We start from the raw sequence: 26,800 nt of genomic DNA, 5'->3' as shown, positions 1-26,800 counted from the left end.
ATTTAACTCTGACGAATGCGTTGTCTTACTACCCATTCCCCGGCAAAGAGCACCCCTGCAAACAGATAGCTGAGTAAGCCATTGTATAGGGTCCATACTTCTAGCGGTTGGAAGCAGGTGTAAAAAGCAATAGAGCCGTTGATAACGAAGAACAAGCACCAGACTTTGGTAACTTTTCTGGTGTAATCAATGCCACTTTGTGGAAGCTCAGGCTCTTGAAGGCGAGCAAGACGTTCGATAATCGTTTGTGGTTGCCATAGGCTTGAAGCAAATACAGCCAGCATGCAAACATTAACGATAACGGGATAATAGGTTAGCCAGCCATGCTGCTTAAAGGCTAAACCTAATGTCAGCAGAACAATACCAGCACTTCCACTGATCCAAGCTAGGTGTTTTAGCTCTTTGATTTTTGCCTGGCCGCCGGTAAAAATGCGAACAGCAAAGATAACGGCCAAGACGATACCCACGGTTTGCAGGCCAAACTTGTTGAGTCCAAAGTAAACCGCTATTGGATATGTGAAAAGTATGATTGCCGACAGCAAAGTCAGCAGAGGACGCATTATGCGTCCTTCAATAGTTCAACCACAGACTCTACAACGTCATTAACGGTGCGCACTGCTTTGAACTCTTCAGGCTTGATCTTCTTACCTGTTACGTTCTGTAGGTGAACGACCAAATCAACCGCATCAATGCTGTCTAGGTCTAGATCAAGATAAAGATGAGCTTCTGGTGTGATATCTTCAGCATCAAGCTCGAACAGCTCAATCAGCGCATCTTTAACCTGGTTGTATACTTCTTGTTGGTTAGCTTGTGTCATAAAGATCTGTCTAGTTGTTCGTTTGAGATGAGATGTACTTCGCTAGGTTTTCAACCGATGCAAAATGCTCGCGAGTGTTTGAATCATCAGCATCAATTACGATGTTGTACTTCTTCTTGATAGCAAGGCCAAGTTCTAGTGCATCAATAGAATCTAGTCCTAGTCCATCACCAAACAGTGGAGCTTCCGTTTCAATCTCATCAATGCTCATGTCTTCAAGATTTAATGCGTCGATGATCAGTTGTTTCAGTTCGTTGTGTAATGTTTCCACTTTGGCCTACTTAATGCTTTGTCTAAATGCTGCTTTAAGGGGGCGATTCTACATTATATGAGGTATTTTCGAAATGCCGATATCGCCTGTTATGTTATTGATACGCTAAATGTTTTCTTCGGAAGGGAAAATTGTTTGTGCAAGATGATGATTAAGGCGTCTTGCTGCCGAAGTTAAATTATTTGAGCCTTCAATAAATGGTGCGACTTCTATTTTACCTTTCACCGCGACATGAAAAAAGGGCTTCGTCACAGGAACTTGATACCATTTTTTCTCTTTCGTTAAGAATGTCGGAGAAACCGTAATATGAATCACCCGTAAATCGGTTTGTGTTCGGGTGGCAATTTGTGCCGCACCACGCTGTAAGGATGGTTCAATTCCGGGCGTTGTGCGAGTGCCTTCGGGAAAAACAAGTAACACATTCCCGCGCGAAAAGCGCTCTTCACAGCGTTCTAAAAGATCGTCGGGAGCCTGATTGGGTATGTAGCCCGCGGCTTTTACGATCCTTTTCATAAATGGGTTTTCCCAAATGGCTGCTTTAACGAGGCAATCACATTGAGGAAGTTGCGAGGCGATCAGTACATAGTCAATCAAACTTGGGTGATTGGCGACGATGATACAGTTGCGATCTTCTCGCAGTAGTTCCGCACCATCAATTCGATAATCTATTGCGCCTGTGAATTTCATGATCTGGCAGAAGGCATTGAATGAGAAGCGAATCAATCGTTGAGCTCTGAGCTCACGCTGAATGGTGTTAGGAGTGATGAGCGCGATAGATGGCAAGATCAAGAAGCTGAGAATTAGGCCTCCCAAGCCGAAGATGGTAAAGCAGAGGCCTGTCGCGAATACTCGCCAATATTGGTCGACCTTGCTCATTATAGTTCTCCGGCTTTCGCGTTGTTTGTCCAAGTCCAATCTTGATGCTTACCTGTTATGGTCCAGCTCTGTGAACCTAGAAGGATGTTTTGTAGCGCCTGCAAGCCTTGTGGTAAAGGAGTGGCTGAGCTTTCGTTAGCTACAGACTTTGATACTGAAGTTACAGCTCTTGATACTGAGTAATCACTTCCTGAGGTGAGCACTAACCCTAGCGCATAGTCGGCATAATTTTGAGCTTCGAACTCTTGATAGAGCTCAGGTAAAGGCTGGTCGAAATCGATAACTAAAACACGATGCGATGGATATTGATTCAGGTAAAGATAGGCTTCAATCAAAGCGTTGTGGAAAGTATCTTGGCCGGCCGCGATAGAGGTCAGAGGGATTGGTGCTTTCGCTGCGATGGTAGTTAACCCTGCGGCTGTATTATGCACGGACTGTGAAAACGCCATTGGCGAGGCATCATCACCTTCCAATATCGACTGGATCAAGGTTGCGGTTCGGTGCAGTTCACCATGTCGACTGGCAAAAACCAGATAATCAATCGAGTTGTCTTTTAAGAGTGTCAATGCAGTTTGAACGGCCAATTTACTTTGTAGGCTCATTCGGCGGCGCATCATCGGTGGGATCGCTTTAAATTCAGTTGAGCCATCTTGCGGCCAATCTAAATTAGTGCTCCAGGCTTGCCATTCGGCATCAGAATTGAGACCAGCCGAGTTTGCAGACCATTTCTCAATATTAAACGACATTAATTGGGATTGATTTGACATAGAGTATTGATTTGCTTTGGGTCTAACTAAATACTATGCGTGCTTATAAATAAACACAGGTAAGGAATTTAAATGAAATTACTAAAAATAGCCGTTTCAATGTTATTCATATTGGTTCTTGCAGGGTGTGGACGTGTCCAGCCTGTAATGAATGTTGAGGATACTCCAGTTGCACATAATCTTCAAAGTAAACAGGTGAAATCAGCTATTTATGAATCTGCTGAAAATCGAGGCTGGTTAGTTTCTGAGATTAAACCTGGTTTGATCCGCGCTGAATTGTATGTTCGTTCACATCACGCAGTGGTTGATATCCCTTATAACGACAAATTTTACTCTATTCTTTACGTTGAATCAGAGAATTTGAAGTATGACGATGGTGAAATACACCGTAATTACAACCGCTGGGTTAATAACTTAAACGTTGATATTAAACGTAAGCTTGCACAAATGGCAGCTGAGTAACCCTCTATTATTTATAAGTTAGGTTTTTCGTGTCGGAATATAAATTAGATCCATTCAATGCATTAGAAGCAAAAACAGAAGCACAAAAATTATCTTTTGCTCCTATTGTTTTTCATACTGCTCGTACACTTCGTGATTTAGGTATTTTAAAAGCGCTCGATGATGCCGGGAGCGATGGCTTACCTGCTGAGACTATTTCAGAAATAACAGGTGTATCTGAATATGGTGTGAAAGTGTTACTTGATATGGCGCTTAGCGCTCATATTGTTGTTTGGGAAAAGCCTAACTATAAGATAGCCAACCTTGGTTTCTACCTGTTGCATGATGGCATGACCAACGCAAACATGGATTTCACAGCCGATGTTTGTTATGCCGCGATGATGCATCTCACTGAAGCGATTGAAGAGGGCACTCCTGCTGGTTTGAAGGAGCTAGGGGATTGGGAGACGATCTACCAAGGCTTGTCTCAATTACCTGAAAAAGCGAAAGAGAGCTGGTTCAAGTTCGATCATTTCTATTCTGATCGCTCATTCCCCGTTTTGCTTGAGAAGGTTTTCAGCAAGAAACCTAAATCGCTGGTGGATATTGGCGGCAATACCGGTAAGTGGGCAATGCAGTGTTGCAACCATGATTCTGATGTTGAAGTCACGATTGTTGATTTGCCACAGCAGTTAGAAATGGCAATGGCGAACGCTAAGCAACATGGCCATCAAAACAGAGTGACGCCTTTCCCGGCCAACATGCTAGATAAGCAACAAGCGCTGCCAACGGGTGCGGATGTGTGGTGGATGAGTCAATTCCTCGATTGTTTCTCGCCAATGGAAATCCTTAGCATCTTAAAGCGTGTCCGCTCTCATATGTCAGAACAAGCGACCGTTTATATCCTTGAATTGTTCTGGGATGCACAGAAATACGATGCAGCTTCGTATAGCTTAAACGCGACTTCGCTTTACTTTACCTGCTTGGCAAACGGCAACAGTCGTTTTTACCGCAGTGAAGATTTCTTAGAGATAGTTGAAGAAGCTGGCTTTGAAGTGGTGACTCGTACCGATGATATTGGTCTTGGTCATACGCTTCTTGAATTGAAAGCTAGCGCGCAATAACACATAACAAACATGGCTTAAATTAATGAAAAAACTGTCTACTCAAGTAGTGATCATCGGAGCTGGGCCATCAGGGTCTATTGCCGCGTCTTTATTGCACAAAAAAGGCATCGATGTTCGAGTAATCGAAAAGAGCGTGTTCCCTCGCTTCTCAATTGGCGAAAGCCTACTACCCGCTTGTATGGAAGTGATTGAACAAGCGGGCATGACCGACGCGGTGACCAAGGCTAACTTCCAATACAAAGATGGCGCAGCATTTCGTAAAAATGGCGTGTACACCGCGTTCAATTTTGAGGATAAGTTCTCTACAGGGCCGGGAACCACTTTTCAGGTTCAACGTGGTGCTTTTGATAAGGTGCTTGCAGATACTGCTGAGGCACAAGGTGTCACTATTGATTACCAGCATGAGTTGACGGGCATTAATTTTACCGACGACAGCACTATTTTAGATGTTCAAGTACTTGATGGAGAAAGCTATCAGCTCGAAGCACAGTACGTTTTGGATGGCAGTGGTTTTGGTCGAGTGTTGCCGAAGATGCTTGATCTGGAAGAGCAATCATCACTTCCACCTCGAAAAGCTATTTTCACGCATATTAACGATCATATCGCTGAGGTGGATACTGAGCTAGATTATGACCGAAACAAAATCCTAATCTCTGTGCACCCAACCAATCCTGATGTCTGGTATTGGTTGATCCCGTTTAGCAACGGTGTTTCTTCATTTGGTGTGGTAGGGGAGCCGAAGTTCTTTGAGTCTTACCCTGAAGATAAGATTGCCGCGATTAAGCAATTGGCAATGGAAGAGCCGGGTTTGGCTGAAATATTGGCAAACGCTGAGTACCCAAACCCTGCGGGTGAAATCGGTGGTTACTCTGCCAACGTTAAACACCTTGCAACTGACAAATACGCACTACTGGGTAATGCTGGTGAGTTTCTTGATCCTGTGTTCTCGTCAGGCGTGACGATTGCCATGAAGTCGGCGCAGTTTGCGGTTGAGTGTGTGGAAAAGCAGCTCAATGGTGAGACGGTCGATTGGGAACGTGAATACGCGGACCCGCTGATGGTTGGCGTAAACACCTTCAGAACGTACGTTGAAGGTTGGTACTCCGGTACTCTGCAGGATGTGATTTTCTATCAGGATCCCAACCCTAAGATTAAACAAATGGTGTGCTCGATTTTAGCGGGCTACGCATGGGATCAAACCAATCCTTATGTGAAAGATTCAAAACGCCGATTGACGACACTGGCAGAGATTTGCCGAAGCTAGATGGTCTATTTAGTGCTTTGCCATCGTGATAGTTCTATCTCATTGCTCTAAAAATAAAAAAACAGCCGCAAATGCGGCTGTTTTTGTATCTGATTCATTAGGTAAACTGATTGGAATTTAAAGCTACTTCAGGTCGATGCTGTTGAGGCGTCCCATGAATATGAGTAAATCAATCACGTCTTTGTGAGCGTCAAGTAGTGCGCGTTTAGTTTGGCTGTATGCGGCCAGTCGACCGTGCTTTCTGATGGAGCAGACCTTGGTTTTGTATTTGTAATCGCCGTTATCGGAGAACACGCGCCATTTGGCTATATAGCACTCATCACGATGTTCAGGGTCAGTTTGTGTTGGGTTTGGCTTGAATACAATCTTAGGCTCTAAACTATGCGGAAGGCGCGTCATTAGGTAAGGCTCCTTGAGAACCTTCTTCCAAAACTTACCCCAAAGCTCTTTACCCAGCTCGTCTCTCAATTTGATGGTTTTCTTGAGTGCTTTTTCTTCGCCCATACGAACAAAACCGACAGACCGGTGCAGTACCGTGTCTTCTGGTGTGTGGATGTGGATCTTAAAAGCGGTCTTACCTTTCGAAATAAAGCGATAGCCGGTAGCACCAATTAGATTATTCTGACTCATAGCTTGCTAAATGATGATTATGTTATTAGTAAGGTTACGACAAATACGTAAAAACCGAAACTAATACCCATGAAAAAATTAAAGCCTTAACAGAGGTGCTAAGGCTTTATTAGAAACTATGAGTTTAGAGTGCTGCTAACTACATGATTTTTTGCATCACATCACCAATTTGAATGCTTCCCGCCAGGCTTGGCTGATCAATCGTCAGTTCAGCTTCGTTCTCGTAGACGCGAGAAACGGTCAGTGTGATATCGCTTTGTGAGACTTTATTGCGAGGTAAACCTCGTTGGTCGATAAACGAACCTGTGTGCCATAGCTGCAGTTTGTCACCCTGTTGTACGCCATGCATTCGGCCCAAATCAATGGTCACTGTGTTACCGAAGACGGCTGCAACTTCAGGAAGCGTGATCTTACAAGACACTTCAGACTCTAAGTCCAACATGATGTTACGGCTAACACGAAGCATCATGCTGCCGTAGGTCGATGCCCAGAAACGAGCACTGCGAGTGTCAACTTCACTGGTTTTAGCAAATGGCCACTTTGCTACTTCACGATAGCTACGGGTGTAGATTTGATGACCTGTCTTACCATCAAATACTTGCATCTCTAATGCAAACTGACGGTTGATGATGTCATCTTTTAATAGCTTGGATTCGATGGTTGCCGTTAAATCGGTAATGTCACCACCGATAATGTATTGCGCGCCCGTGTCTTGAGCGATCATCTTGATCACTTCAGGTTGACGTTTGTCGATGTCGTAATTGGTGGTACCGACAGAAACAAAGCTGCGAGACTCTTTTGCTAGCTGCCTATCAACCACGTGGCCGAAATCATCACCGATGTTGTAGATTCTTCCCATCACGGCTTGTTGTGGAGAGGTGACATCGATATTCCCCACCAAGAAGGTTTTCTTGTATTGGCTCTCATGGCAAGCATTTGCCGAAGGGTAGATGTCGACTCTTGCGGTGATCATTAAATTGCCACCGCGTTTCTTCTCTTTATCAACCAAGATGTAGCGTACTTCGTGGTTAGTAAATTGGTATTCCTTTTTCTTGCCATCGAGATAAGGCGTCAGGTTCGCAATACTGCCAATGTCAGCCCCCGAGAACTGAACGGCCTTATAGACCGCGTCTTCCAGAGCGTGGATCCTTGCCGTCTCTTCTGACGAGACGATGGTTGCGGTACCGGTAACTTCATACCATGAGGCATGAGCACTGAAGCTTATGATTATCAGTGAACCTATTGAAAATAAGTAAGAAATTATTTTTTTCATCTATTCGTTACCAGTTGGGTATAAATATTGCTTAACAAATAACTATAAGCTTGAAGCTGACTTAAGTGCGTTTTTCTTAATCTGAACCATTAATGAAAAGCAAAGACTGTTCCAACATTGTAATCCATTGAAAAGAATAATGGCGAGAACATATTGGAACAGGTAGCACTAAAACTATCTGGAGATTAGAGAATGAAAAAATGGCTCGTAGTAATGAGTGTCATGTTGCTGACATCATGCGCTTATTCGCCGATCTATAACGGCAAGACTGAGTATGCCGGCAGTCAGTTCATGCTGATGGACAGCCCTCGTCACACCATGGATTTCTTCGTTGAAAGCATGACTGAAGACTTGATCGTGTCGAACACCAGTATCTCAGCAAGAACGCCTATCGCGATCACCTCGTTTGTTGACCTGCAACACATGGACACAACAAACTGGCTTGGTAATTCAGTATCTGAAGGCTTCATTCATCAGTTTCAACGTCGTGGCTTCAAGGTGGTCGATTTTAAAACCACGGGTTCTATCCAAGTGACTCATCAAGGTGACTTTGCGATTAGCCGTGACTGGAAAGACTTAGCTCAAGAGCAAGACGTTCAATACGTACTAACGGGTACTATGCTGCGCCAAGAGGGCGGTGTGCTTGTTAATGCTCGAGTGGTGGGCATGCAAACTCGTATTGTCGTGGCTTCGGCACAAGGCTTTTTGCCTGCAGACCGTATTGGCCGTGACCTCGATACTCTGAACAGTATTCGAACTCAAGATGGCGTGATCATTCGTTCTGACCCAACGATCAGTCAGCCTTATACTGTTATTCTTCGCCCTTAGGAGTTCGAGATGAAGAAGTTAATATTTGTGGTTGCTGCTTTACTGCTTGTTGGCTGTCAGCCTTTGCAGAGCATGAGACCAGACGATTTCTTGGTTGCTGTTGGTTACGCGAGTATCAGTGAGCAAAAAGGTCGCAACGACGAAGAGAAGCGCATCCGTGCGATGAGAGCCTCTAAGATCGATGCCTATCGTGAACTTGCGGAACAAGTTTATGGGATGCGAGTCAGTGGCCGTGCTGAACTTGAAGACCAACGTCTTGGTACAGAGCGCACATCAGGTGCGGTTGATGGGGTTATCCGCGGTGCAGAAGTCGTGCGCAGTTACCCAGTTGGCGATAGCTATGTGACTGAGCTTCAGTTGGATATCCGCAAGATGGATCAATTACGTAACTACGGCGAAGTTCAGGCTGTACCTGAGAAGAGACAACAAACGCTGTTCTAGTATCGGAGCATGAATAAATGATATTGGCCGCCAGTCGCTTTCCAGATGGCGTATCGGCAACCAATAACTCATATGAATGAGAAAGCGGCAAGTATGAAAATACTTGCCGCTTTTTGTTTTTGCTGTCTTGGGCGTACTTTCAGATATGTGGGTGTTTGATTGGAGTCGAAATGTAGATAGGCTGAGATGCAGATGCAGATGCAGATACAGATACAGATACAGATACAGATACAGATAGGAAAAAACAATGGTGTTATCGAAAAGGTGTAGCTTAACTAAGCTTTTACGTTGGTTCCCAACGTTGAAATAGTGTGCGTTTGACCACCGGCGTTGTAAGTCATGCCAATTTTACCGTGGCTTTGTTGCATCATGTTGCTGAGTTTTTTGAAGCTGAGGTGTGCTCGATTTAGGGCTTCGCCATTCACCAGGTTCGCTTGATGACAATCGTGCACAATAGACTTGATGGTTGAGACTAACTGAGCGAGTTCAGGATTCTCGGTCAGTTCTGAGATATTGCTATGGGCAGCGATGCGTTGATCGGTTGATCTTAGCTGTTCGACAAGGACCACTTTTTCCTTGGCAATTCGCTCAATATCTGTCGATTGTCGGCTTGTAATAGCGGTTTTCTCTGAACTTAGTAGCTCAGATAAGGCTTTGGCATTTTGAAGTTGGAAATTAACTAAATCTGCTAGTGCCGCCATAACGTAACCTATCAATAACCTTGTGTGTCTTAAGTTAAGCACTCAGTACAAGAGGGGAGAACTTAAAGACCTTTTAATTCGTTTTCGAACTTCATCATATTGTCGGCCAGTTTTTCTGGGTCAACTGTGTATGAACCGTTCGCGATCGCTTCTTTGATTGCTGCAACTTTTGCAGAGTCAAAGCTTGGGTTTGCTGCCATGTCTTGGTGGAGTTGACCGATCGCTTTGCCTTGTTGGCTTAGTGAAACCGCATCTTTGCTCGCTGGTGATTTAGTTGAAACATCAGAGCGTGATGACTCGGAACTAGAATCAGAGCGTACTGCTGATCGGTTAGTGGTCGTTAGGGTTTGCCCTGAACGAATGTTATCAATGCCTGCCATAGTTAAGCCTTTTTCTTCAAAAATGGGAACCTGTACAGTCAATATCGACCAAGGGTTCGATTACTTTAGCAATTTTTCGCTCTTTAGTCGAAAAGGGATATAACACTGAAGCTACGTATTTCAATGCTAGAGTCGAAAGCGAAATAGCTAACGGTACCGCCAATTGAGAAGTAGAGAGTTAAAAGTAAACCGTGACTTCAGACATGTTGGTAACAATACCTTCAATTATACGCTGTGATTTATCATTTTTCACTCTTACTTGATCACCCATAGAGCCATCAGTTAGCGCTGTGCCTTTAGTAGTAATGGTCATGCCACCTTTTACTGCCTGTATGATAACCTTCTCGTTTCGACATACGACACAAATGTCACCCCTTTCGACAACGTCACCCGGCCTTAGGTTCTTTTTTACCTTGGCGCCGATAACTTGCTCTGGAGCGGTGAAGCCTTGGCGACGGAATTTGTTAAGAGAAATCATCGCGGTTGTCACATCGTATTGACCGATAATTTCGCCTCTCGCTAGTGCTCGAGTAGTCGTCACAAGCGGCACCGACATCGAAAGACGTACCGGTACATAAACTCGCCACTCATCAGGAACACATTGCACTAAAACCGTAATACTGCTGCGGGTATTGGTGGTGGTTGAGGCACTTGTCTCAAGAGGAACCGGGCAGTCTGTTGCTTTGATTCTTGAGTCAACATTTGCTGAATTAACAAAGAGTTCGCCGCCTCGTGGCTGTTCAACGGTATCAAGGATGTGTTGCTCCGCCGCAGACTGAATCATCTCAATTTGTTCTGGGGTCGCAGCTTGCACAAAAAAACTAAACAATATTGATAAAATGCCGATAAACTTAGCGACAGTTTTAAAAGTAGCTCTACACATTGCTATGGAAAGAGGTGGCAAATTTGTTTTATAATACGTCATTCCGTTTCTCTGGTGGTTCGTAGCCTGCAGTAGACTAACACTTTTTATACAAAAAAGTTTGATATGGAGATGAGCTCATGACGGGTATTCTTGATTCGGTGAATCAGCGTACGCAACTCGTCGGTCAAAACCGATTAGAATTACTAACCTTTCGCCTAATGGGGCGTCAGCGTTACGGCATTAATGTCTTTAAAGTAAAAGAAGTGCTTCAATGCCCTAAGCTGACGAAGATGCCAAACTTGAACCCACTGGTTAAAGGTGTCGCACACATTCGTGGCCAAACGATCTCTGTGATCGACCTGAGCTTAGCGATTGGTGGCCGTCCGACAACGGATGTTGAAAAGTGTTTTGTGGTTATCTCTGAGTTCAACCGAACCATTCAAGGTTTCTTGGTTAGTTCAGTAGAGCGCATTATCAACATGCACTGGGAATCGATTCTTCCGCCGCCAGATGGCGCTGGTAAAGCGAACTATCTGACAGCGGTAACCAACATCGATAATGAACTGGTTGAAATTCTTGATGTTGAAAAAATCCTAGCTGAAATTTCGCCTGTTGATGAAACCATGGACAGCAAGATTGCTGAAGAAATCGCAGAAGTAGAACAAGAAAAAGAACTCGTTCGCCGCATCTTGATTGCTGATGACTCAACCGTTGCACGTAAACAGGTTCAACGCGCTATTGAGTCGATTGGTTTTGAAGTGATTGCCGTGAAAGATGGTAAAGAAGCCTACGAGAAACTGATGCAGATGTCAGCAGAGGGCAGTATTTACGATCAGATTTCATTGGTGATTTCAGATATCGAAATGCCAGAGATGGATGGCTATACGCTGACTGCTGAGATTCGCCGTCACGCTGAACTAAAAGATTTATACGTAATTTTACACTCATCTTTGAGTGGTGTATTTAACCAAGCCATGGTTGAGCGTGTTGGAGCAAACTCCTTCATTGCTAAGTTCAATCCTGATGAGCTTGGTGCAGCCGTTAAAGCTGCGTTAACTAACTAAAAGAGACATTAATGACTGCTATAACAATAAGTGATCAAGAGTATCGCGATTTCAGCCGTTTCTTAGAATCTCAATGTGGCATTGTATTAGGTGACAGCAAACAGTACTTGGTGCGCAGCCGCCTAAGCCCATTAGTAGCAAAGTTTAACCTAGCTTCGCTGTCTGATTTATTGAGAGATGTAGTGACGGGGCGAAACCGTGAGTTGCGAGTGGCAGCAGTGGATGCTATGACGACGAACGAGACACTTTGGTTCCGAGATACTTACCCGTTTGCTGTGCTTGCGGATAAGCTTCTACCGGAAATAGCGGCAAATAAACGTCCTATTAAGATTTGGTCTGCGGCAAGCTCTTCAGGCCAAGAAGCATACTCAATGGCAATGACGATTCTTGAAACTCAAGCTCGTAAGCCAGGTATGCTGCCAAATGTATCGATTACCGCAACTGACATCTCAGCAAGTATGTTGGATATGTGCCGTACTGGCGCTTACGACAACCTTGCATTGGGACGTGGGCTTTCTCCAGAGCGCCGTCGTACTTTCTTTGAAGATGCGGGCGATGGCCGTATGAAAGTGAAAGATAACGTCAAGCGCATGGTGAACTTCCGCCCTCAGAACTTGATGGACAGCTATGCATTGTTAGGCAAGTTCGACATCATTTTCTGTCGTAACGTGCTGATTTACTTCTCGCCTGATATGAAGTCAAAGGTACTTAACCAGATGGCAAATAGCCTGAACCCTGGTGGTTACTTACTATTGGGTGCGTCTGAATCGTTAACAGGCTTAACCGATCGTTTTGAAATGGTTCGTTGTAACCCAGGTATCATCTACAAATTGAAGTAATTGCCGCCACCTAAATATGGTGTGACATTACTGAATAATTTTAAAACCCAGCCAAGTGCTGGGCTTTCTTTTTCCGGCTTAACCTATATCTTTAAGTCAGAGTGACATTCCAATTTACTCTATTTTTTGGCTTGTATATTGCAAGTTTACCCACGAGTAACCTGTAAAAGTATAAATAGACCACTTCGTTTTAAAAGTTGGTATATATATTGCTTTGGTTATTTCATAACAGTCAGTTCTTGAGTTGAGGTTTAGATGGCTATTTCTTTTGATAATGCTTTAGGCATTCACCAACACACAGTTGGTGTACGTGAGCGTAACGCTGAGGTGCTTTCCACCAATATCGCGCAAGCAAACACGCCTGGGTATAAAGCAAAGGGATTAGACTTTAAGAAATCACTGCAGGCGGCAAGTTCTGGGGCAAGCATTGGTCTTAGCCGCACAGACGGTCGGCACATTTCTGCCGAAACGACGGTGAACGGGGAAACGAAGTATCGAATTCCTACCCAACCTGATACAGGAGATGGCAACACGGTTGATTTGGATTTGGAAAGAAACCTTTTCATGCAAAACCAAATTAGGCATCAAGCCTCTCTCGACTTCCTTGGAAGTAAGTTCAAGAATTTAACTAAAGCGATTAAAGGGGAATAATTAGATGAGCTTATTTAATGTATTCAATGTGACTGGTTCTGCGATGAGTGCTGAATCTGTTCGTCTAAATACGACCTCGAGCAACCTTGCAAACGCGGACAGTGTAAGTAGTTCTGCTAAAGAAACTTACAAGGCTCGCCACGCAGTGTTCGGCGCTGAGTTAAATCGAGCACGCAACAGTGACCACACTGTGCCTGTGAAAGTATTAGGTATTGTGGAAAGCGATAAGCCGCTGAGCGCGGAGTACAACCCAGACCACCCATTAGCGAACAACGAAGGCTTCATTTACAAGTCTAACGTGAACGTTATGGAAGAGATGGCAAATATGATTTCGGCATCACGTGCGTACCAAACGAACGTACAGGTTGCTGACTCGAGTAAACAAATGCTGCTGCGTACGCTGCAGATGGGTCAATAAGGATAAGGAGGTAGCACATGGCTGGAATCAACAACAATGTTGGTCAAAGCGGCTTGTCCTATGTTGACCAGCTGAAGAGTCTTCAAGATGGCGCTAAGAAGCCCGACGAAACAACAGGTAAGCAGGATCTTAAGCAAGAAGATTTCTTATCTTTGTTGACTAAGCAACTAGCACAGCAAGACCCTTTTAAGCCGGTTAGCAATGACCAGATGATTGCGCAAATGGCTTCATTTGCGACCGTAGATGGCATCGGCAAAATGAATTCACAGTTTGAAAGCTTGAACTCATCGATGACCTCTAACCAAGCACTGCAGGCCTCCTCTTTGGTTGGTCGTGATGTGTTGGTTCCTGGTGCGGCAGGTGTAAAGCAAGGTGATGGCGGTATGGCGGCAATGGTTAAGCTTCCTCAAGCGATGGACAATGTTATGGTCCGTGTTGAGAACGAAGTGGGCCAATTAGTTCGCACTTTTGATATTGGCTCTAAACCTTCAGGCGATACACGTGTTGAATGGGACGGAAAAGACGAAGACGGTAACCCATTGCCGGCCGGTAAATACAACGTGAAAGCGTCGGGTTTACTGGATGGCGAGAACACAGAGTTCCAAGTTTCCAGCTATGCGAACGTGAACAGTGTGCTTCTTGGTAAGGGTGATGGCAACGTACTACTCAATCTGGCTGGTTTCACATCGCCAGTACGACTTGCTGAAGTACTAGAAGTTGGTAAAGCGTAGCTCTTAAGTGAGTGAACATGCTAGCTAGATAGATTAGGAGAATATTGGAATGTCATATGTAGCTTTAAGCGGCCTATCCGCTGCACAATTAGACCTGAATACAACCAGTAACAACATTGCGAACGCAAACACATTTGGCTTTAAAGAGTCTCGTGCTGAATTTGGTGATGTTTACTCAAACTCGTTGTTTACAAACGCAAAAACGACGTCAGGTGGCGGTGCGCAAGCTAGCCAAGTGGCGCAACAGTTCCACGAAGGTTCAAGTATTTATACAAACAACCCAATGGATCTACGCGTAAGTGGTACAGGTTTCTTTGCGGTAGCGAAAGACCGTATGGTGCCAGAGATTAACGAACTAACACGTAATGGTGCATTTCACTTAAACAAAGACAACTACATGGTTACGGCTAACGATGAGTTTCTTTTAGGTTACGATGTTGATCCAAACTCGGGTGAAGTTCTTTCTTATGCGCCAAAGCCTCTCGACATTCCAGCTGAATTTGGTAAGCCAAAGCAGACAGAAAACATTGAAGTAGGGGTTAACCTTCCTGCAAACGGTGACCTTAAAGATCCGGCTGCATTTAACTTCAAAGATGCTGATACCTATAACCGTGCAACGTCTTCGACGGTATACGATTCTATGGGCCAGTCTTACAAGTTAACGACTTACTACCTCAAAGATCAGACGCAACCAAATACTTGGCAGACGTACTACACCATGACTGATGAGACTGGCGAGAAGCCACTCAACATTACTGGTGGTGATGCAACGAATGCTCAAGGTCATGTTGGTCACACAATGAAGTTCAACAATGACGGTACGTTAGCAAGCTTGAACAGTGGTCAACCGATAAACTCGGACCCACTAGGTGCTGGTGCGAACCCAATCGACTTGAACGGTGCAGATCCAACACAAGTGCTTAAGTTTGGTCTAGATTCTTCAACCCAATTTGCGGCTCCGTTTGAACTGACTAAGTTTGATGAAGATGGTGCAACAACAGGTTTCTTAACCAAAATCGATTTCGATGAGTACGGCAGTGTTCTAGGTACTTACTCAAATGGTGAAAACGTAATGCTTGGTCGTGTTGGCCTAGTACGCGTACCAAACGAGCAAGGTCTGGATAAGAAAGGCGGTACCCAGTGGGATTCTACTAACGACTCAGGTGACAAAATCTGGGGTGAATCGAATAAAGGTTCATTTGGTAGTATCAACAACGGCTCACTTGAGCAGTCGAACATCGATATGACTCAAGAACTGGTTGATTTGATTTCTGCTCAACGTAACTTCCAAGCGAACTCGCGTTCTCTAGAAGTACACAACCAACTACAACAGAATATTCTTCAGATTCGTTAATCGTTTCTAACGTTTGAATCATCTGTGAATACCCAATTCAATGTTATTGAATTGGGTATTGTTGTTTGCTTTTTTATTTGCCGCCCTTATTGCCGCCCGGTAATGCCACTGGCAACAATTCTTCCTCAATGATCCTTTTGTGATCACCTTTCTTGTTTGTTTTTCATTTAAATTGTTGATAAATAACAGTTAAAAATATTGGCACAGTGTTTGCTTTATTAGCCCCAGAAGATGATTTTTGGAGCAAAATTATGGATCGCGCACTGTTTCTTGCCATGAGTGGCGCTAAGCAAAATATGCAAGCTTTGCAGCTACGTGCAAACAACCTTGCCAACGTAAGTACAACGGGTTTCCGTGCTGATTTAGCACAAGCGCGTTCAATGCAAGCGTATGGCGAAGGTATGCCTACTCGTGTTTTCAGCATGACAGAACGTCCAGGACATAATTTTGCGCAGGGTAGTGTTGTTACCACTGGTCGTGATCTTGATGTCACTATCCAAGGTGATGGTTGGATTTCGGTAATGGACAACACTGGTCGCGAAGGCTTAACACGTAACGGTAACCTAAAGGTTGACCAAAACGGTTTGTTGACCAATGCCAGTGGTCACTTGGTATTGGGCGAAAATGACGCGCCAATCACACTGCCAATCCCAATCAGTAAAGTCGAAATTGGGACAGACGGTACGATCTCAGTCATTCCTCAAGGCGCTCCAGCTGAGGAATTGGAGGTTGTTGATCGTATTAAACTTGTACGTCCAGATAATCAAAGTTTGTTTAAAGATACGAATGGTCTATTCCGTTCGAAAAACCCAGATCAAGCATACGAAGCAGATGCAGCGGTAACGTTGCTAAAAGGTGCAGTCGAAGGCAGTAACGTAAATGCTGTAGGTGAAATGACCAGCCTAATTGACTTACAACGTCAGTTTGAAATGCAGGTCAAGATGATGAGCACAGCAGAGGAAATGGACAAGTCGTCTGATTCACTGCTTCGTATGAGCTAATAGAATTTAAAGGAAATTGCTATGCATCCAGCATTATGGGTAAGTAAAACAGGTTTAGACGCCCAACAAACCAATATTTCAACCATTTCAAACAACCTTGCTAACGCCTCGACGATTGGTTTTAAAAAGAGCCGTGCAGTATTTGAAGATCTGTTCTATCAGAATATTAACCAGCCTGGCGGTCAGTCGTCTCAGAACACTGAGTTACCAAGTGGTTTGATGCTAGGTGCGGGTTCTAAAGTGGTTGCGACTCAAAAGGTTCACACTCACGGTAACGCACAAACAACGTCGAACAGCTTAGATATGATGATTGAAGGCGACGGCTTCTTCCAAGTTGAGATGCCAGACGGTGAAACAGGTTACAGCCGTAATGGTCAGTTCACATTGAACGGTGACGGCGCAATCGTGACATCGGGTCAAGGTTACCCGCTACAACCAGAAATCGTTATTCCTGAAGATGCAATCTCAGTGACAGTAGGTAACGACGGTGAGGTATCGGTTCGTCTCCGTGGCGAGCAAAACAACGTAGTGGTAGGTCAGATCACTATTACTGACTTTGTAAACCCAGGCGGTTTAGAACCAGTAGGTCAGAACCTTTACTTGCCGACAGGTGCGAGTGGTGACCCACAAGAAGGTGTACCAGGCTTCGATGGCCTAGGTAACATCCGCCAATCGATGCTAGAAACATCGAACGTAAACGTAACCGAAGAGCTTGTGAATATGATCGAAGCTCAACGTGTTTACGAAATGAACTCGAAAGTTATCTCGTCGGTAGACAAGATGATGAGCTTTGTTAACCAACAGCTGTAATCGGTTTATTCGCCGTTTACTGGTTTCGTATTAATCGACGTGTTCGTCACGGCCTACTAATTACCACGACTTGCTGAGAGTATATCGCCATGAAACGTATTTTTTGTTTAGCCCTGTTAGCTTCGATGACTGGTTGTACTGTACTGGATCCAATAGAGACGCCAGCACAAGAGAACGCGACCACAGTGGTTGATGCGGTAGAAGGCGATAAATCGGCTCAAGAAAGCTCAGGTATTATCGACACACTTCGCGGTAGAACGGATCCTATCGCAGGTGATCCTGCATGGGCGCCAATTAATCCAAAACAGAAGCCAGAGCATTATGCAGCGGCAACCGGTTCACTATTCAACTTAAATCATATTGGCAGCATGTACGATGATTCAAAGCCTCGCGGTATTGGTGACATCATTACTGTGGCATTGGATGAAAATACTCGTGCGACGAAAAAAGCCAATGCAGATATGTCTAAGTCGAACGATGCATCTATGGAGCCTTTGGCTGTTGGCGGCCAAGAGCTGACTATAGACAAGTACAATTTTTCGTATGACCTAAGCAACACTAATACCTTCGCAGGTGATGCTTCTGCTAATCAGAGCAACAGCATCAGTGGTTACATTACTGTGGAAGTGATTGAAGTGCTTGCTAACGGCAACCTAGTGGTGCGTGGTGAAAAGTGGATGACATTGAACACCGGTGATGAGTACATCCGTTTAAGTGGCACCATCCGTCCAGACGATATTGATTTCGACAATACCATCGCTTCAAACCGTGTTTCTAATGCTCGAATCCAGTATTCAGGTACCGGAGTGCAACAAGATATGCAAGAGCCTGGATTCTTGGCACGATTCTTTAATGTATCTCTGTAGAGCTTGAGAGGGTGTCGACATACTGACAGCCCGTGTTACTCAACAATATTTCGCTAAGTTATTATTAATTAAAGCAATACAGACAGGTTACTCAATGAAAAAACTGACACTCGTACTATTCGGCATGCTATTTCTTGCCACCAGTGCCCATGCTGCGCGTATTAAAGACGTGGCAAAAGTGGCGGGTGTTCGTAGTAACCAACTTGTCGGTTATGGTTTGGTCACGGGTTTGCCGGGTACCGGTGAGACAACTCCCTTTACCGATCAAACATTTAACGCGATGCTGCAAAATTTTGGCATCCAATTGCCGCCTGGCACTAAGCCAAAAACCAAAAACGTAGCGGCAGTAATTGTTACCGCTGAACTGCCGGCTTTCTCTAAGCAAGGTCAGGAAGTTGACGTCACGGTTTCTTCTATCGGTTCGGCAAAAAGCCTACGTGGTGGTACCTTGCTACAAACCTTCCTAAAAGGTCTAGATGGTCAGGTTTATGCGGTCGCGCAAGGTAACTTAGTGGTAAGTGGCTTTAGTGCTCAGGGTAACGATGGTTCTAAGATTGTTGGCAATAACCCTAACGTCGGTATCATCTCTAGTGGTGCAACAGTAGAGCAAGAGATCCCAACGCCTTTCGGCCGTGGCGACTACATCACCTTCAACCTAATCCAATCAGATTTCACAACAGCGCAGCGCATGGCTGATGCAGTTAATAATTTCTTAGGCCCACAAATGGCTTCAGCGGTCGATGCGACGTCTGTAAAAGTACGTGCGCCTCGAGAAATCAGCCAACGTGTGGCGTTCTTATCGGCAATCGAAAACATTGAATTTGACCCAGCTGAAGGTTCAGCGAAAATCATCGTTAACTCTCGTACTGGTACTATTGTCGTTGGTAAGCACGTGCGCCTAAAAGCGGCGGCGGTAACACACGGCGGTATGACAGTCGCGATTAAAGAAAACTTAAACGTGAGCCAGCCGAATGCATTCTCTGGTGGTCAAACGGTAGTGGTTCCAGATTCTGATATCGAAGTCACTGAAGCCGATGGCAAGATGTTTAAGTTCGAACCTGGCTTAACATTGGATGATTTGGTTCGTGCGGTTAACGAAGTCGGCGCAGCGCCTTCTGATCTAATGGCAATCCTTCAAGCACTGAAACAAGCGGGTGCGATTGAAGGCCAGCTGATCATTATCTAAGGAATAGAGCATGATTAAGAATAACAACGACATCGGCTTTATTCACGATATCGGCAGCCTAGACCGCCTTCGTCAACAAGCAGTAAACGGTGAAGAGGGCAGTGAGAAAGAAGCACTTACCGCAGCGGCAAAACAGTTTGAAGCGATTTTCACCTCAATGTTGTTTAAGTCGATGCGCGATGCGAACTCTAGCTTTAAATCGGATATGTTGAACAGCCAGAACGAACAGTTCTACCGTCAGATGCAAGACGACCAAATGGCGAGTGAGCTCAGCGCGAATGGCTCATTAGGCCTTGCGGATATGATTGTTGCACAGCTAAGTGCGGGTCAAGCAAGCGACGCGACAGAAGATAAGGTTCGTAGTGAAGGTTTTGATACTTCATTGCAACGACCTCAGTACTCAGGCCGTTCAGAAGAGAGAGCACTAGACGTGCAATCTGCGTCAGCGACTAAACAGCCAGCCTCTTTCGATTCACCAGAATCCTTTGTGACCTCAATGAAGCCTTACGCAGAAAAAGCGGCAAGCGCGCTTGGTGTAGATCCATCTCTATTATTGGCTCAAGCGGCACTGGAAACAGGCTGGGGCTCAAAGATGGTCAAGAACTCTTTAGGTAACAGTAATAACCTGTTCAACATCAAAGCCGACAGAAGTTGGAAAGGCGATAAAGTGGCGACTCAAACACTTGAGTTCCATGGTAAAACGGCCGTTAAAGAATCCGCTTCTTTCCGTTCGTACTCAAGTTTTGAAGACAGTTTTAACGATTATGTGAAGTTCTTGAACGAAAACCCAAGGTATGAAACGGCGCTGCAGCACCAAGGCAATTCGGAGAACTTCATCAAAGGTATTCATCAAGCAGGCTACGCAACTGACCCTAACTATGCTGATAAGGTATTGCGAGTTAAAGCTAAGATTGATGAGATGAATTAGGTCAATTAGATTGAGCATTTAGAGCTTGCCAGTGGCAGGCTCTTTTCTTATCTGCCGTTTAAAAGTCAACAGCACCACATCTACTTATCTCTTTATACTTCAATAAATTAACGCCTTTTAACTCTCTTCTTTCTCTATTGGCACATATATTGCTTTTTAAACTGGTAGTTAATCAGCTTATCCTGATTTTGTTAAGTTTTTTGGGGGCATTATGGCGTCGGATCTTCTGAATGTAGGGGCACAAAGTGTTCTTACTGCTCAGAGACAGCTAAACACCACAGGTCATAACATTTCTAACGCCAATACAGAGGGCTATAGCCGCCAATCTGTGATTCAAGGTGTTAATGACCCGCGCCAGTACGGTGGTCAAACCTACGGCATGGGTGTGCATGTGGAAAATGTTCGCCGCTCTTGGGATCAATTTGCCGTCAATGAACTTAACCTATCGACAACCAATGCCGCCAACAAAGGCGACACTCAAGGCAACTTGGATATGTTGTCGAGCATGTTGTCTTCGGTGGCTTCGAAGAAGATTCCAGAAAACCTAAATGAATGGTTTGACTCGGTTAAAACCTTAGCCGATACACCGAATGACGTTGGTGCTCGAAAAGTCGTAATAGAGAAGGCTGGGTTACTGAGTAAAACGTTGAATGAATTTCATGAAACGGTTCGTCAACAGTCTGATTCTACGAATAAAAAATTAGATATGGGTATCGAGCGAGTTAATCAACTCGCGATCGAGATCCGTGATGTACAACGCCTGATGATGCGAACTCCAGGACCTCATAACGACCTGCGAGATCAGCATGAAAAGCTAATTAATGAGCTTTCTGGTTACACCAAAGTAACGGTGACACCGCGCTCAAATGCCGAAGGCTTCAATGTCCATATTGGTAACGGCCACACCTTGGTATCAGGTAGTGAGGCAAGCCAGTTAAAAATGGTGGATGGTTTACCTGATGCACACCAGCGTCGCTTGGCGATTGTTGAAGGTAAGTCTTTAAAGCCGATCACCAGCAGTGACATTGATGGAAAAATCGGTGCCATGTTAGACATGCGTGATGAGCACATCCCAGCCATCATGGATGAGCTTGGCCGTTTGGCAACTGCGTTTTCGTACAAGGTTAATGCGCTTCAAGAGCAAGGTTTGGATCTCAACGGCAACGTGGGCAAGAACCTGTTTACCGATGTGAACTCAGAGCTGGTGGCAAAATCTCGTGTGACGGCAAGTGGGCAGTCCAAAGCCGATGTAGCCGTATTTATTGATGATACTTCTGCCTTAAAAGGTGGAGAGTACGGTCTCAAATACGATGGTAGTGATTACGTGGTGACCAAGCCAAGTGGCGAAACGGTCAAAGTGAGTACCGATTCAAGCGGCAACGCGTTTTATCTTGATGGTATGCGCGTCGAAATTCGTAATCCGCCTGAACTTGGTGAAAAGCTGCTACTGCGTCCGACGCGTAATTTTGCCGCGCAGATTCACATGGAAACCACAGATCCGAAAGACATTGCCGCACAAAGCTATGAAGCATCGACGACGTTCGCCAAAGGCACCGCTGGCTTCAAAATCCTAGAGGCAGGCCAACTGCGTGAGTTTGAAGTGATTGTGTCACCAAAGGGCGAGCAATTTGCGGTGACGGATCCAAAAGGCAATATCTTAATGCAGCCTCAACCGTATCCGCCACAAGGACCGGTGACGATTAACGGCACGACCTTCGAGTTAACGGCAGGCGCGTTGGCAAACGACAAATTTACGGCAAACCTTGTCCCATCAGAAGGTGACAATGGCAACTTACGTAAGCTGCAAGATCTCCAAACGGGCAAGATCTTGAACGATGGTGAGTCTACGATTCTAGACCTTTACCACAACCTGAATACCAACACGGGTCTGAAGTCTTCAACGGCCAATCGCTTGAGTGATATTGCGACGTTAGAAAAGCAGTCAGCCCAGGAGCGTATTGCTTCAATCTCAGGGGTTAACCTTGATGAAGAAGCGGCAAATATGATGAAGTTTCAACAAGCGTATATGGCTTCTTCACGCATCATGCAAGCTGCTAACGATACCTTTAATACTATTTTGGCTCTGAGGTAGGAAGTATAAATGTTAAATCGTATATCTAGCTTCCATAACTACCAGTCCGTACAAAATGACTTGCGCCGCCAAGAGAACAAGGTGCATCACAACCAAGCGCAACTCGCTTCCGGTAAGAAGCTGCAGTCGCCAAGTGATGACCCGTTAGCGACGCACTATTTACAGAATATTGGTCAGCAATCAGAGCAGCTTAAACAGTACGTTGATGCCATTACTCTGGTTAGAAACCGCCTTGAGCACCATGAGGTGATGATCGCCAACTCGGAAGGCTTTGCTGATGAAGCAAAACGAACCGTGATGGAAATGATCAACGGTGCGCTGTCACCTGAAGACCGTTTAGCGAAGAAGCGTGAAATCCAAGAGTTAGCGAATAACTTTTTGTACTTAGCGAACTCTCAAGACGAGTCTGGCAACTACACATTCGCTGGTACTAAGCCGAAAAGCCAGCCCTTCTTTCGCGATAACGAAGGAACGGTGACGTATCAAGGAGATGACTATCAGCGCAAGATGCGTGTAGCGAGCAGCTTTGAAATGGCGATGAATGATCCGGGCAGTAAGTTATTTATGGAAATAGATAACCCATTCGGTGATTTTGAGCCTCAATACGAGCTAGAGCCAGCATCTGAGTTACTACTTGGTCGTGCAACCAACAGTGCAGAAGATGGTTCTACTTATAAAGTAACCTTTGTTGATATGCAGACCGGTAAGTTTGCCTACCAACTTGAAAAAGATGGCGCTGTGGTTGCTGCTGAAGATTTTGACCCTGCGACTGGCATTGTCTACGAAGGGTTAAATATTCAGTTTAAAGGACAAGTCACCAAGGGTGATTCGATCACCTTAGAGCCGAGAGAGACATTCTCGATCTTTGACACGTTCAAAGAAGCGGCAGAACAGGTAGAAAACCCTGTGTCCGATGCATCGGCAACGGCAAAACTGCACCAAATGACAGAAGAGTTTCATGCTGCGTTTATCCATTTAACGAAAGCAAGAACGGATGTCGGTGCCCGTTTGAGTACATTGGATATTCAAGAGCAACAACATGAAGACTTTAAGTTGTCTTTGGCGAAAGCGAAAAGCAACTTTGAAGATTTGGATTACTCGAAAGCCATCATTGAATTCAATGAAAACTCTCGAGCATTGCAAGCTTCACAGCAAGCGTTTGGCAAAACAAAAGACCTAACCTTGTTTAACTATATTTAATACTTAATCGGTATTTGGTGGTGGGCTGCTAAATACCACGGAGTCGATTCTTTGCCTTATGTGCTATGCCATACGAGCGAATGACTTCAAAAATTGCCGCTTTTTCGTACGAGACATAGTGTTTCTTGATATAGCGGCAAAAAACGGCAACAAGCGGGTAGAGGTAGTTTCATCCTCTAGAAGCAAACAATCATAATCGCGTTTAATTTTCTGTAAGTTCTTGATTATTAGTTAATAAAAAAATTATTTATACAAAATTAAACTTGGCATACAACTTGTATCTGTGTTGGTTATAAATGATTAATACAGATCTTAAACCTTGTATAAGGTTTATTGAGTAACATACGGTCAGTGCTTATCCATATGAGAGTAAAGCTGGCCGCTTCGCAGAGAGCTTGCGAACTCATAAGGAGAGCAAAATGGCAGTTAATGTAAGTACTAACGTTTCCGCAATGACAGCGCAGCGTTACCTGAACAAAGCGTCTAATGACTTAGCGACTTCTATGGAGCGTTTGTCATCTGGTCACAAGATCAACAGCGCAAAAGATGATGCGGCAGGTCTGCAAATCTCGAACCGTCTAACGGCTCAGTCTCGTGGTCTTGATGTGGCAATGCGTAATGCCAACGACGGTATTTCGATTGCTCAAACAGCAGAAGGCGCGATGAACGAATCGACTAACGTACTACAACGTATGCGTGATCTAGCGATTCAATCATCAAACGGCACTAACTCGCCGGCAGAGCGTACAGCACTAAACGAAGAGTCAATGGCACTTCAAGATGAGCTTAACCGTATCGCGGAAACCACATCGTTTGGTGGTCGTCGTCTACTGAACGGTTCATTCGGTGAAGCTTCATTCCAGATCGGTTCTAACTCTGGTGAAGCAATGATCATGGCTCTGACAAGTATCCGTGCAGATGACTACCGTATGGGTGGTACTACGTTCGATTCAGAAAACGCGAAAGATAAGAACTGGGAAGTGCCGCCAACAGCGAGCGATCTTAAGTTTGAATTCAAAACCAAAGCGGGTGAAGACATCGTTCTAGATATCAACACTAAAGCGGGTGACGATATTGAAGAGTTAGCGACTTACATTAATGGTCAATCTGACTTAGTAAACGCATCGGTTACTGATGATGGCCGTTTACAGTTATTCGTAGCAGAACCTGACCTAGATGGCGCTATGTCTATCTCTGGTGGCCTGGCATCAGAGCTTGGTCTTAAGAGCGAAGGCCGTGCAACATCAGTTCAAGATATCAGCCTAACAAGTGTTGCTGGTTCACAGAACGCTATCAGCGTTATCGATTCTGCAATGAAGTACGTAGATTCACAGCGTGCTGATTTGGGTGCGAAACAGAACCGTCTAAGCCACAGCATTAATAACTTGGCAAACGTTCAAGAGAACGTAGACGCTTCAAACAGTCGAATCAAAGATACGGACTTTGCGAAAGAGACGACGCAAATGACTAAATCACAAATTCTGCAGCAAGCGGGTACTTCAATACTTGCTCAAGCAAAACAGTTGCCTAACTCTGCAATGTCACTATTGCAATAGTTATTGGTTGAACTTGCTGCTCGTGTTCAGACGTGAGCCATGCAGCAAGGGAAACTGGCAAGCATACTTACTATTGGGTGTTTAGCTCTCTCATCTCTCACCTGCTATCCATTTTTACGGTAAGAATGCAACGGCGAGTCGGAAATGTGTTCATTTCTCGATGATCTCCACACAGGCTCTGACGCGCCAACTAGCCCCGGTTCTCTCAAAGGAAAAGGGGCTTTTTCCTTTTTACTGATTGTGTTTTATTTTCCCTTCTAACGATCTTTCTTCGTTTTCTCGCTCTGCTGGTTTTAATTTTCTCTGCCGACTTTGTGAGAGCAGCTCACCTTTTTGCCTAATATTTGTCCGTCTCCAAGAACTTTGGTGATTAATCATTTCTGCGCCGTTATTAAAAGTAACTTTGAGAGAACTACTTGGTTTTCCGAGACGTCGGAAACCGCAATACCGGAAAATCAATTGGAGAAATCACCATGGCAGTGAATGTAAATACAAACGTTTCAGCGATGACTGCGCAACGTTACCTAAACAACGCAAACAGCGCACAACAAACATCAATGGAGCGTCTAGCTTCTGGCTCTAAAATCAACAGCGCAAAAGATGACGCTGCGGGCCTACAAATCTCTAACCGTTTGAACGTTCAAAGCCGCGGCCTAGACGTTGCTGTTCGTAACGCGAACGATGGTATCTCTATCGCACAAACCGCTGAAGGTGCAATGAACGAGACGACTAACATCCTGCAACGTATGCGTGATCTTTCTCTACAATCTGCGAACGGCTCAAACTCTAAGTCTGAGCGTGTAGCGATTCAAGAAGAAGTAACAGCACTGAACGACGAGCTAAACCGTATCGCGGAAACGACGTCTTTTGGTGGTAACAAGCTACTTAACGGTACTCACGGTACTAAATCATTCCAAATCGGTGCGGATAACGGTGAAGCGGTAATGCTTCAACTGAAAGACATGCGTTCTGATAACGCTCAGATGGGTGGTAAGAGCTACCAAACTGAGAACGCTAAAGACAAAGACTGGAACGTACAAGCGGGCTCTAACGACCTAAAACTGTCGTTCACTGACAACTTTGGTCAAGCACAAGAAATCGACATCAGCGCAAAAGCGGGTGACGACATCGAAGAGCTAGCGACTTACATCAACGGTCAGCAAGATTCTGTTAAAGCGTCTGTGACTGAAGACGGCAAGCTACAAATGTTCACTGGTAACAACAAAGTGAGCGGCGATGTGTCTTTCTCTGGTGGTCTTGCTGGTGAGCTAGGCATTCAAGCGGGTAAAGACGTAACCGTTGATACTATCGACGTAACGTCTGTTGGCGGCGCACAAGAGTCTGTAGCAGTAATCGATGCAGCACTTAAGTACGTAGACAGCCACCGTGCAGAGCTAGGTGCTTTCCAAAACCGTTTCGACCA

30 protein-coding genes are annotated in these 26,800 nt (G+C 44.9%); 20 read left to right on the top strand and 10 right to left on the bottom strand.

What is annotated here, in order from left to right; translation table 11 throughout:
- Nucleotides 1-2: 2 nt before the first annotated feature.
- From F0232_RS22280 to F0232_RS22260, 5 genes are all read right to left on the bottom strand, one after another.
- The gene (locus tag F0232_RS22280; RefSeq protein WP_105059156.1) at nt 3-560 is read right to left on the bottom strand and encodes a septation protein IspZ; all 558 of its coding nucleotides are present in this window, start codon (nt 558-560) and stop codon (nt 3-5) included.
- The gene (locus F0232_RS22275) at nt 560-817 is read right to left on the bottom strand and encodes an acyl carrier protein (protein ID WP_004739745.1); all 258 of its coding nucleotides are present in this window, start codon (nt 815-817) and stop codon (nt 560-562) included. The genes F0232_RS22280 and F0232_RS22275 overlap by 1 nt, the downstream gene beginning before the upstream one ends.
- A gap of 10 nt (nt 818-827) precedes the next feature.
- Entirely contained in the window at nt 828-1,088 is a 261-nt protein-coding gene (locus F0232_RS22270; RefSeq protein ID WP_061034117.1) for a phosphopantetheine-binding protein, read from the bottom strand.
- A gap of 105 nt (nt 1,089-1,193) precedes the next feature.
- Nucleotides 1,194-1,964: a 1-acyl-sn-glycerol-3-phosphate acyltransferase gene (locus tag F0232_RS22265; RefSeq protein WP_105059157.1), complete on the bottom strand. Its 771-nt coding sequence runs from the start codon at nt 1,962-1,964 to the stop codon at nt 1,194-1,196.
- Entirely contained in the window at nt 1,964-2,731 is a 768-nt protein-coding gene (locus tag F0232_RS22260) for a beta-ketoacyl synthase chain length factor (protein WP_105059158.1), read from the bottom strand. The genes F0232_RS22265 and F0232_RS22260 overlap by 1 nt, the downstream gene beginning before the upstream one ends.
- Before the next feature lie 72 nt (nt 2,732-2,803).
- Between F0232_RS22260 and F0232_RS22255 the strand changes: the two genes are divergently transcribed.
- From F0232_RS22255 to F0232_RS22245, 3 genes are read left to right on the top strand one after another with little or no spacing between them, the layout of a single operon-like run.
- Entirely contained in the window at nt 2,804-3,193 is a 390-nt protein-coding gene (locus F0232_RS22255; RefSeq protein WP_061034114.1) for a hypothetical protein, read from the top strand.
- 29 nt (nt 3,194-3,222) lie between these two features.
- Nucleotides 3,223-4,296 (top strand): methyltransferase, encoded by a 1,074-nt coding sequence (locus tag F0232_RS22250; RefSeq protein ID WP_105059159.1) that lies wholly within the window; start codon nt 3,223-3,225, stop codon nt 4,294-4,296.
- Between the two features lie 25 nt (nt 4,297-4,321).
- Nucleotides 4,322-5,563 carry an NAD(P)/FAD-dependent oxidoreductase gene (locus F0232_RS22245; RefSeq protein ID WP_105059160.1) on the top strand — a complete coding sequence of 414 codons (1,242 nt, stop codon included), beginning with the start codon at nt 4,322-4,324 and terminating at the stop codon, nt 5,561-5,563.
- Nucleotides 5,564-5,686: 123 nt separating this feature from the next.
- Here F0232_RS22245 and F0232_RS22240 read toward each other — a convergent pair whose 3' ends face one another.
- Both F0232_RS22240 and F0232_RS22235 read right to left on the bottom strand, forming a co-directional pair.
- A complete protein-coding gene (locus F0232_RS22240) occupies nt 5,687-6,193 on the bottom strand; it encodes a hypothetical protein (RefSeq protein WP_061034111.1) in 507 nt (168 codons plus the stop codon).
- 139 nt (nt 6,194-6,332) lie between these two features.
- Complete coding sequence (locus F0232_RS22235) at nt 6,333-7,466, bottom strand: flagellar assembly protein FlgT (protein WP_061034110.1); 1,134 nt, start codon at nt 7,464-7,466, stop codon at nt 6,333-6,335.
- Between the two features lie 192 nt (nt 7,467-7,658).
- Here F0232_RS22235 and F0232_RS22230 point away from each other — a divergent pair, with 192 nt between their 5' ends.
- Together F0232_RS22230 and flgP are read left to right on the top strand one after the other, a co-directional pair.
- Complete coding sequence (locus F0232_RS22230; protein ID WP_032498316.1) at nt 7,659-8,294, top strand: FlgO family outer membrane protein; 636 nt, start codon at nt 7,659-7,661, stop codon at nt 8,292-8,294.
- Nucleotides 8,295-8,303: 9 nt separating this feature from the next.
- Nucleotides 8,304-8,735, top strand: coding sequence for a flagellar assembly lipoprotein FlgP (gene flgP, locus F0232_RS22225; RefSeq protein WP_008218224.1), 432 nt, complete (start codon nt 8,304-8,306; stop codon nt 8,733-8,735).
- Nucleotides 8,736-9,010: 275 nt separating this feature from the next.
- Here the strand turns inward: flgP and F0232_RS22220 are convergent, their stop codons facing one another.
- The 3 genes from F0232_RS22220 to flgA form a co-directional block, all read right to left on the bottom strand.
- Complete coding sequence (locus tag F0232_RS22220) at nt 9,011-9,436, bottom strand: flagella synthesis protein FlgN (protein ID WP_004739725.1); 426 nt, start codon at nt 9,434-9,436, stop codon at nt 9,011-9,013.
- 62 nt (nt 9,437-9,498) lie between these two features.
- On the bottom strand, nt 9,499-9,816 hold the full coding sequence (flgM, locus tag F0232_RS22215) for a flagellar biosynthesis anti-sigma factor FlgM (RefSeq protein WP_061034108.1): 318 nt from the start codon (nt 9,814-9,816) through the stop codon (nt 9,499-9,501).
- A 178-nt stretch (nt 9,817-9,994) separates the two neighbouring features.
- Nucleotides 9,995-10,741 carry a flagellar basal body P-ring formation chaperone FlgA gene (gene flgA / locus F0232_RS22210; RefSeq protein WP_032498317.1) on the bottom strand — a complete coding sequence of 249 codons (747 nt, stop codon included), beginning with the start codon at nt 10,739-10,741 and terminating at the stop codon, nt 9,995-9,997.
- 77 nt (nt 10,742-10,818) lie between these two features.
- On the opposite strand from flgA, the gene F0232_RS22205 reads away from it, so the two are divergent.
- The 15 genes from F0232_RS22205 to F0232_RS22135 form a co-directional block, all read left to right on the top strand.
- Nucleotides 10,819-11,745 (top strand): chemotaxis protein CheV, encoded by a 927-nt coding sequence (locus F0232_RS22205; protein WP_004739721.1) that lies wholly within the window; start codon nt 10,819-10,821, stop codon nt 11,743-11,745.
- Between the two features lie 11 nt (nt 11,746-11,756).
- Nucleotides 11,757-12,584 carry a protein-glutamate O-methyltransferase gene (locus F0232_RS22200; RefSeq protein WP_060983619.1) on the top strand — a complete coding sequence of 276 codons (828 nt, stop codon included), beginning with the start codon at nt 11,757-11,759 and terminating at the stop codon, nt 12,582-12,584.
- A 255-nt stretch (nt 12,585-12,839) separates the two neighbouring features.
- Nucleotides 12,840-13,235: a flagellar basal body rod protein FlgB gene (gene flgB, locus F0232_RS22195; RefSeq protein ID WP_004739719.1), complete on the top strand. Its 396-nt coding sequence runs from the start codon at nt 12,840-12,842 to the stop codon at nt 13,233-13,235.
- A 4-nt stretch (nt 13,236-13,239) separates the two neighbouring features.
- The gene (flgC, locus tag F0232_RS22190; RefSeq protein ID WP_008218235.1) at nt 13,240-13,653 is read left to right on the top strand and encodes a flagellar basal body rod protein FlgC; all 414 of its coding nucleotides are present in this window, start codon (nt 13,240-13,242) and stop codon (nt 13,651-13,653) included.
- Nucleotides 13,654-13,670: 17 nt separating this feature from the next.
- Nucleotides 13,671-14,384, top strand: coding sequence for a flagellar hook assembly protein FlgD (gene flgD, locus F0232_RS22185; RefSeq protein WP_008218237.1), 714 nt, complete (start codon nt 13,671-13,673; stop codon nt 14,382-14,384).
- 49 nt (nt 14,385-14,433) lie between these two features.
- Nucleotides 14,434-15,738, top strand: a complete 1,305-nt coding sequence (gene flgE / locus F0232_RS22180) for a flagellar hook protein FlgE (protein WP_008218239.1) — start codon at nt 14,434-14,436, stop codon at nt 15,736-15,738.
- A gap of 251 nt (nt 15,739-15,989) precedes the next feature.
- Nucleotides 15,990-16,739 carry a flagellar basal body rod protein FlgF gene (locus F0232_RS22175; protein ID WP_004739714.1) on the top strand — a complete coding sequence of 250 codons (750 nt, stop codon included), beginning with the start codon at nt 15,990-15,992 and terminating at the stop codon, nt 16,737-16,739.
- 21 nt (nt 16,740-16,760) lie between these two features.
- Nucleotides 16,761-17,549 carry a flagellar basal-body rod protein FlgG gene (gene flgG, locus F0232_RS22170; protein WP_004739713.1) on the top strand — a complete coding sequence of 263 codons (789 nt, stop codon included), beginning with the start codon at nt 16,761-16,763 and terminating at the stop codon, nt 17,547-17,549.
- 89 nt (nt 17,550-17,638) lie between these two features.
- Entirely contained in the window at nt 17,639-18,415 is a 777-nt protein-coding gene (gene flgH, locus F0232_RS22165) for a flagellar basal body L-ring protein FlgH (protein ID WP_105059161.1), read from the top strand.
- A gap of 94 nt (nt 18,416-18,509) precedes the next feature.
- Nucleotides 18,510-19,601: a flagellar basal body P-ring protein FlgI gene (locus F0232_RS22160; RefSeq protein WP_008218243.1), complete on the top strand. Its 1,092-nt coding sequence runs from the start codon at nt 18,510-18,512 to the stop codon at nt 19,599-19,601.
- Between the two features lie 10 nt (nt 19,602-19,611).
- The gene (gene flgJ, locus F0232_RS22155) at nt 19,612-20,529 is read left to right on the top strand and encodes a flagellar assembly peptidoglycan hydrolase FlgJ (RefSeq protein ID WP_105059162.1); all 918 of its coding nucleotides are present in this window, start codon (nt 19,612-19,614) and stop codon (nt 20,527-20,529) included.
- Nucleotides 20,530-20,740: 211 nt separating this feature from the next.
- Nucleotides 20,741-22,621 carry a flagellar hook-associated protein FlgK gene (gene flgK / locus F0232_RS22150; RefSeq protein WP_061034103.1) on the top strand — a complete coding sequence of 627 codons (1,881 nt, stop codon included), beginning with the start codon at nt 20,741-20,743 and terminating at the stop codon, nt 22,619-22,621.
- Nucleotides 22,622-22,630: 9 nt separating this feature from the next.
- Complete coding sequence (flgL, locus tag F0232_RS22145) at nt 22,631-23,821, top strand: flagellar hook-associated protein FlgL (RefSeq protein ID WP_061034102.1); 1,191 nt, start codon at nt 22,631-22,633, stop codon at nt 23,819-23,821.
- Nucleotides 23,822-24,240: 419 nt separating this feature from the next.
- Nucleotides 24,241-25,377 carry a flagellin gene (locus F0232_RS22140; RefSeq protein WP_061034101.1) on the top strand — a complete coding sequence of 379 codons (1,137 nt, stop codon included), beginning with the start codon at nt 24,241-24,243 and terminating at the stop codon, nt 25,375-25,377.
- Between the two features lie 473 nt (nt 25,378-25,850).
- Nucleotides 25,851-26,800 (top strand): flagellin (locus F0232_RS22135; protein WP_171750974.1); only part of this gene is annotated, 950 nt, incomplete at its 3' end.

The organism is Vibrio sp. T3Y01 (assembly GCF_013114525.1).
Taxonomy (GTDB): domain Bacteria; phylum Pseudomonadota; class Gammaproteobacteria; order Enterobacterales; family Vibrionaceae; genus Vibrio; species Vibrio chagasii_B.
This window is presented reverse-complemented; position numbering and strand designations above follow the sequence as displayed.

Bases quoted from the DNA above. Each gene is read 5' to 3' on its own strand.
- F0232_RS22160 (WP_008218243.1), top strand. From the start codon at position 18,510: ATGAAAAAACTGACACTCGTACTATTCGGCATGCTATTTCTTGCCACC.
- flgL (WP_061034102.1), top strand. From the start codon at position 22,631: ATGTTAAATCGTATATCTAGCTTCCATAACTACCAGTCCGTACAAAAT.
- F0232_RS22205 (WP_004739721.1), top strand. From the start codon at position 10,819: ATGACGGGTATTCTTGATTCGGTGAATCAGCGTACGCAACTCGTCGGT.
- flgP (WP_008218224.1), top strand. From the start codon at position 8,304: ATGAAGAAGTTAATATTTGTGGTTGCTGCTTTACTGCTTGTTGGCTGT.
- flgJ (WP_105059162.1), top strand. From the start codon at position 19,612: ATGATTAAGAATAACAACGACATCGGCTTTATTCACGATATCGGCAGC.
- flgD (WP_008218237.1), top strand. From the start codon at position 13,671: ATGGCTGGAATCAACAACAATGTTGGTCAAAGCGGCTTGTCCTATGTT.
- F0232_RS22235 (WP_061034110.1), bottom strand. From the start codon at position 7,466: ATGAAAAAAATAATTTCTTACTTATTTTCAATAGGTTCACTGATAATC.
- flgG (WP_004739713.1), top strand. From the start codon at position 16,761: ATGCATCCAGCATTATGGGTAAGTAAAACAGGTTTAGACGCCCAACAA.
- flgE (WP_008218239.1), top strand. From the start codon at position 14,434: ATGTCATATGTAGCTTTAAGCGGCCTATCCGCTGCACAATTAGACCTG.
- F0232_RS22280 (WP_105059156.1), bottom strand. From the start codon at position 560: ATGCGTCCTCTGCTGACTTTGCTGTCGGCAATCATACTTTTCACATAT.
- flgH (WP_105059161.1), top strand. From the start codon at position 17,639: ATGAAACGTATTTTTTGTTTAGCCCTGTTAGCTTCGATGACTGGTTGT.
- F0232_RS22260 (WP_105059158.1), bottom strand. From the start codon at position 2,731: ATGTCAAATCAATCCCAATTAATGTCGTTTAATATTGAGAAATGGTCT.
- F0232_RS22175 (WP_004739714.1), top strand. From the start codon at position 15,990: ATGGATCGCGCACTGTTTCTTGCCATGAGTGGCGCTAAGCAAAATATG.
- F0232_RS22275 (WP_004739745.1), bottom strand. From the start codon at position 817: ATGACACAAGCTAACCAACAAGAAGTATACAACCAGGTTAAAGATGCG.
- F0232_RS22265 (WP_105059157.1), bottom strand. From the start codon at position 1,964: ATGAGCAAGGTCGACCAATATTGGCGAGTATTCGCGACAGGCCTCTGC.
- flgM (WP_061034108.1), bottom strand. From the start codon at position 9,816: ATGGCAGGCATTGATAACATTCGTTCAGGGCAAACCCTAACGACCACT.
- F0232_RS22200 (WP_060983619.1), top strand. From the start codon at position 11,757: ATGACTGCTATAACAATAAGTGATCAAGAGTATCGCGATTTCAGCCGT.
- flgB (WP_004739719.1), top strand. From the start codon at position 12,840: ATGGCTATTTCTTTTGATAATGCTTTAGGCATTCACCAACACACAGTT.
- F0232_RS22230 (WP_032498316.1), top strand. From the start codon at position 7,659: ATGAAAAAATGGCTCGTAGTAATGAGTGTCATGTTGCTGACATCATGC.
- flgC (WP_008218235.1), top strand. From the start codon at position 13,240: ATGAGCTTATTTAATGTATTCAATGTGACTGGTTCTGCGATGAGTGCT.
- flgK (WP_061034103.1), top strand. From the start codon at position 20,741: ATGGCGTCGGATCTTCTGAATGTAGGGGCACAAAGTGTTCTTACTGCT.
- F0232_RS22245 (WP_105059160.1), top strand. From the start codon at position 4,322: ATGAAAAAACTGTCTACTCAAGTAGTGATCATCGGAGCTGGGCCATCA.
- F0232_RS22140 (WP_061034101.1), top strand. From the start codon at position 24,241: ATGGCAGTTAATGTAAGTACTAACGTTTCCGCAATGACAGCGCAGCGT.
- F0232_RS22240 (WP_061034111.1), bottom strand. From the start codon at position 6,193: ATGAGTCAGAATAATCTAATTGGTGCTACCGGCTATCGCTTTATTTCG.
- F0232_RS22255 (WP_061034114.1), top strand. From the start codon at position 2,804: ATGAAATTACTAAAAATAGCCGTTTCAATGTTATTCATATTGGTTCTT.
- F0232_RS22220 (WP_004739725.1), bottom strand. From the start codon at position 9,436: ATGGCGGCACTAGCAGATTTAGTTAATTTCCAACTTCAAAATGCCAAA.
- flgA (WP_032498317.1), bottom strand. From the start codon at position 10,741: ATGACGTATTATAAAACAAATTTGCCACCTCTTTCCATAGCAATGTGT.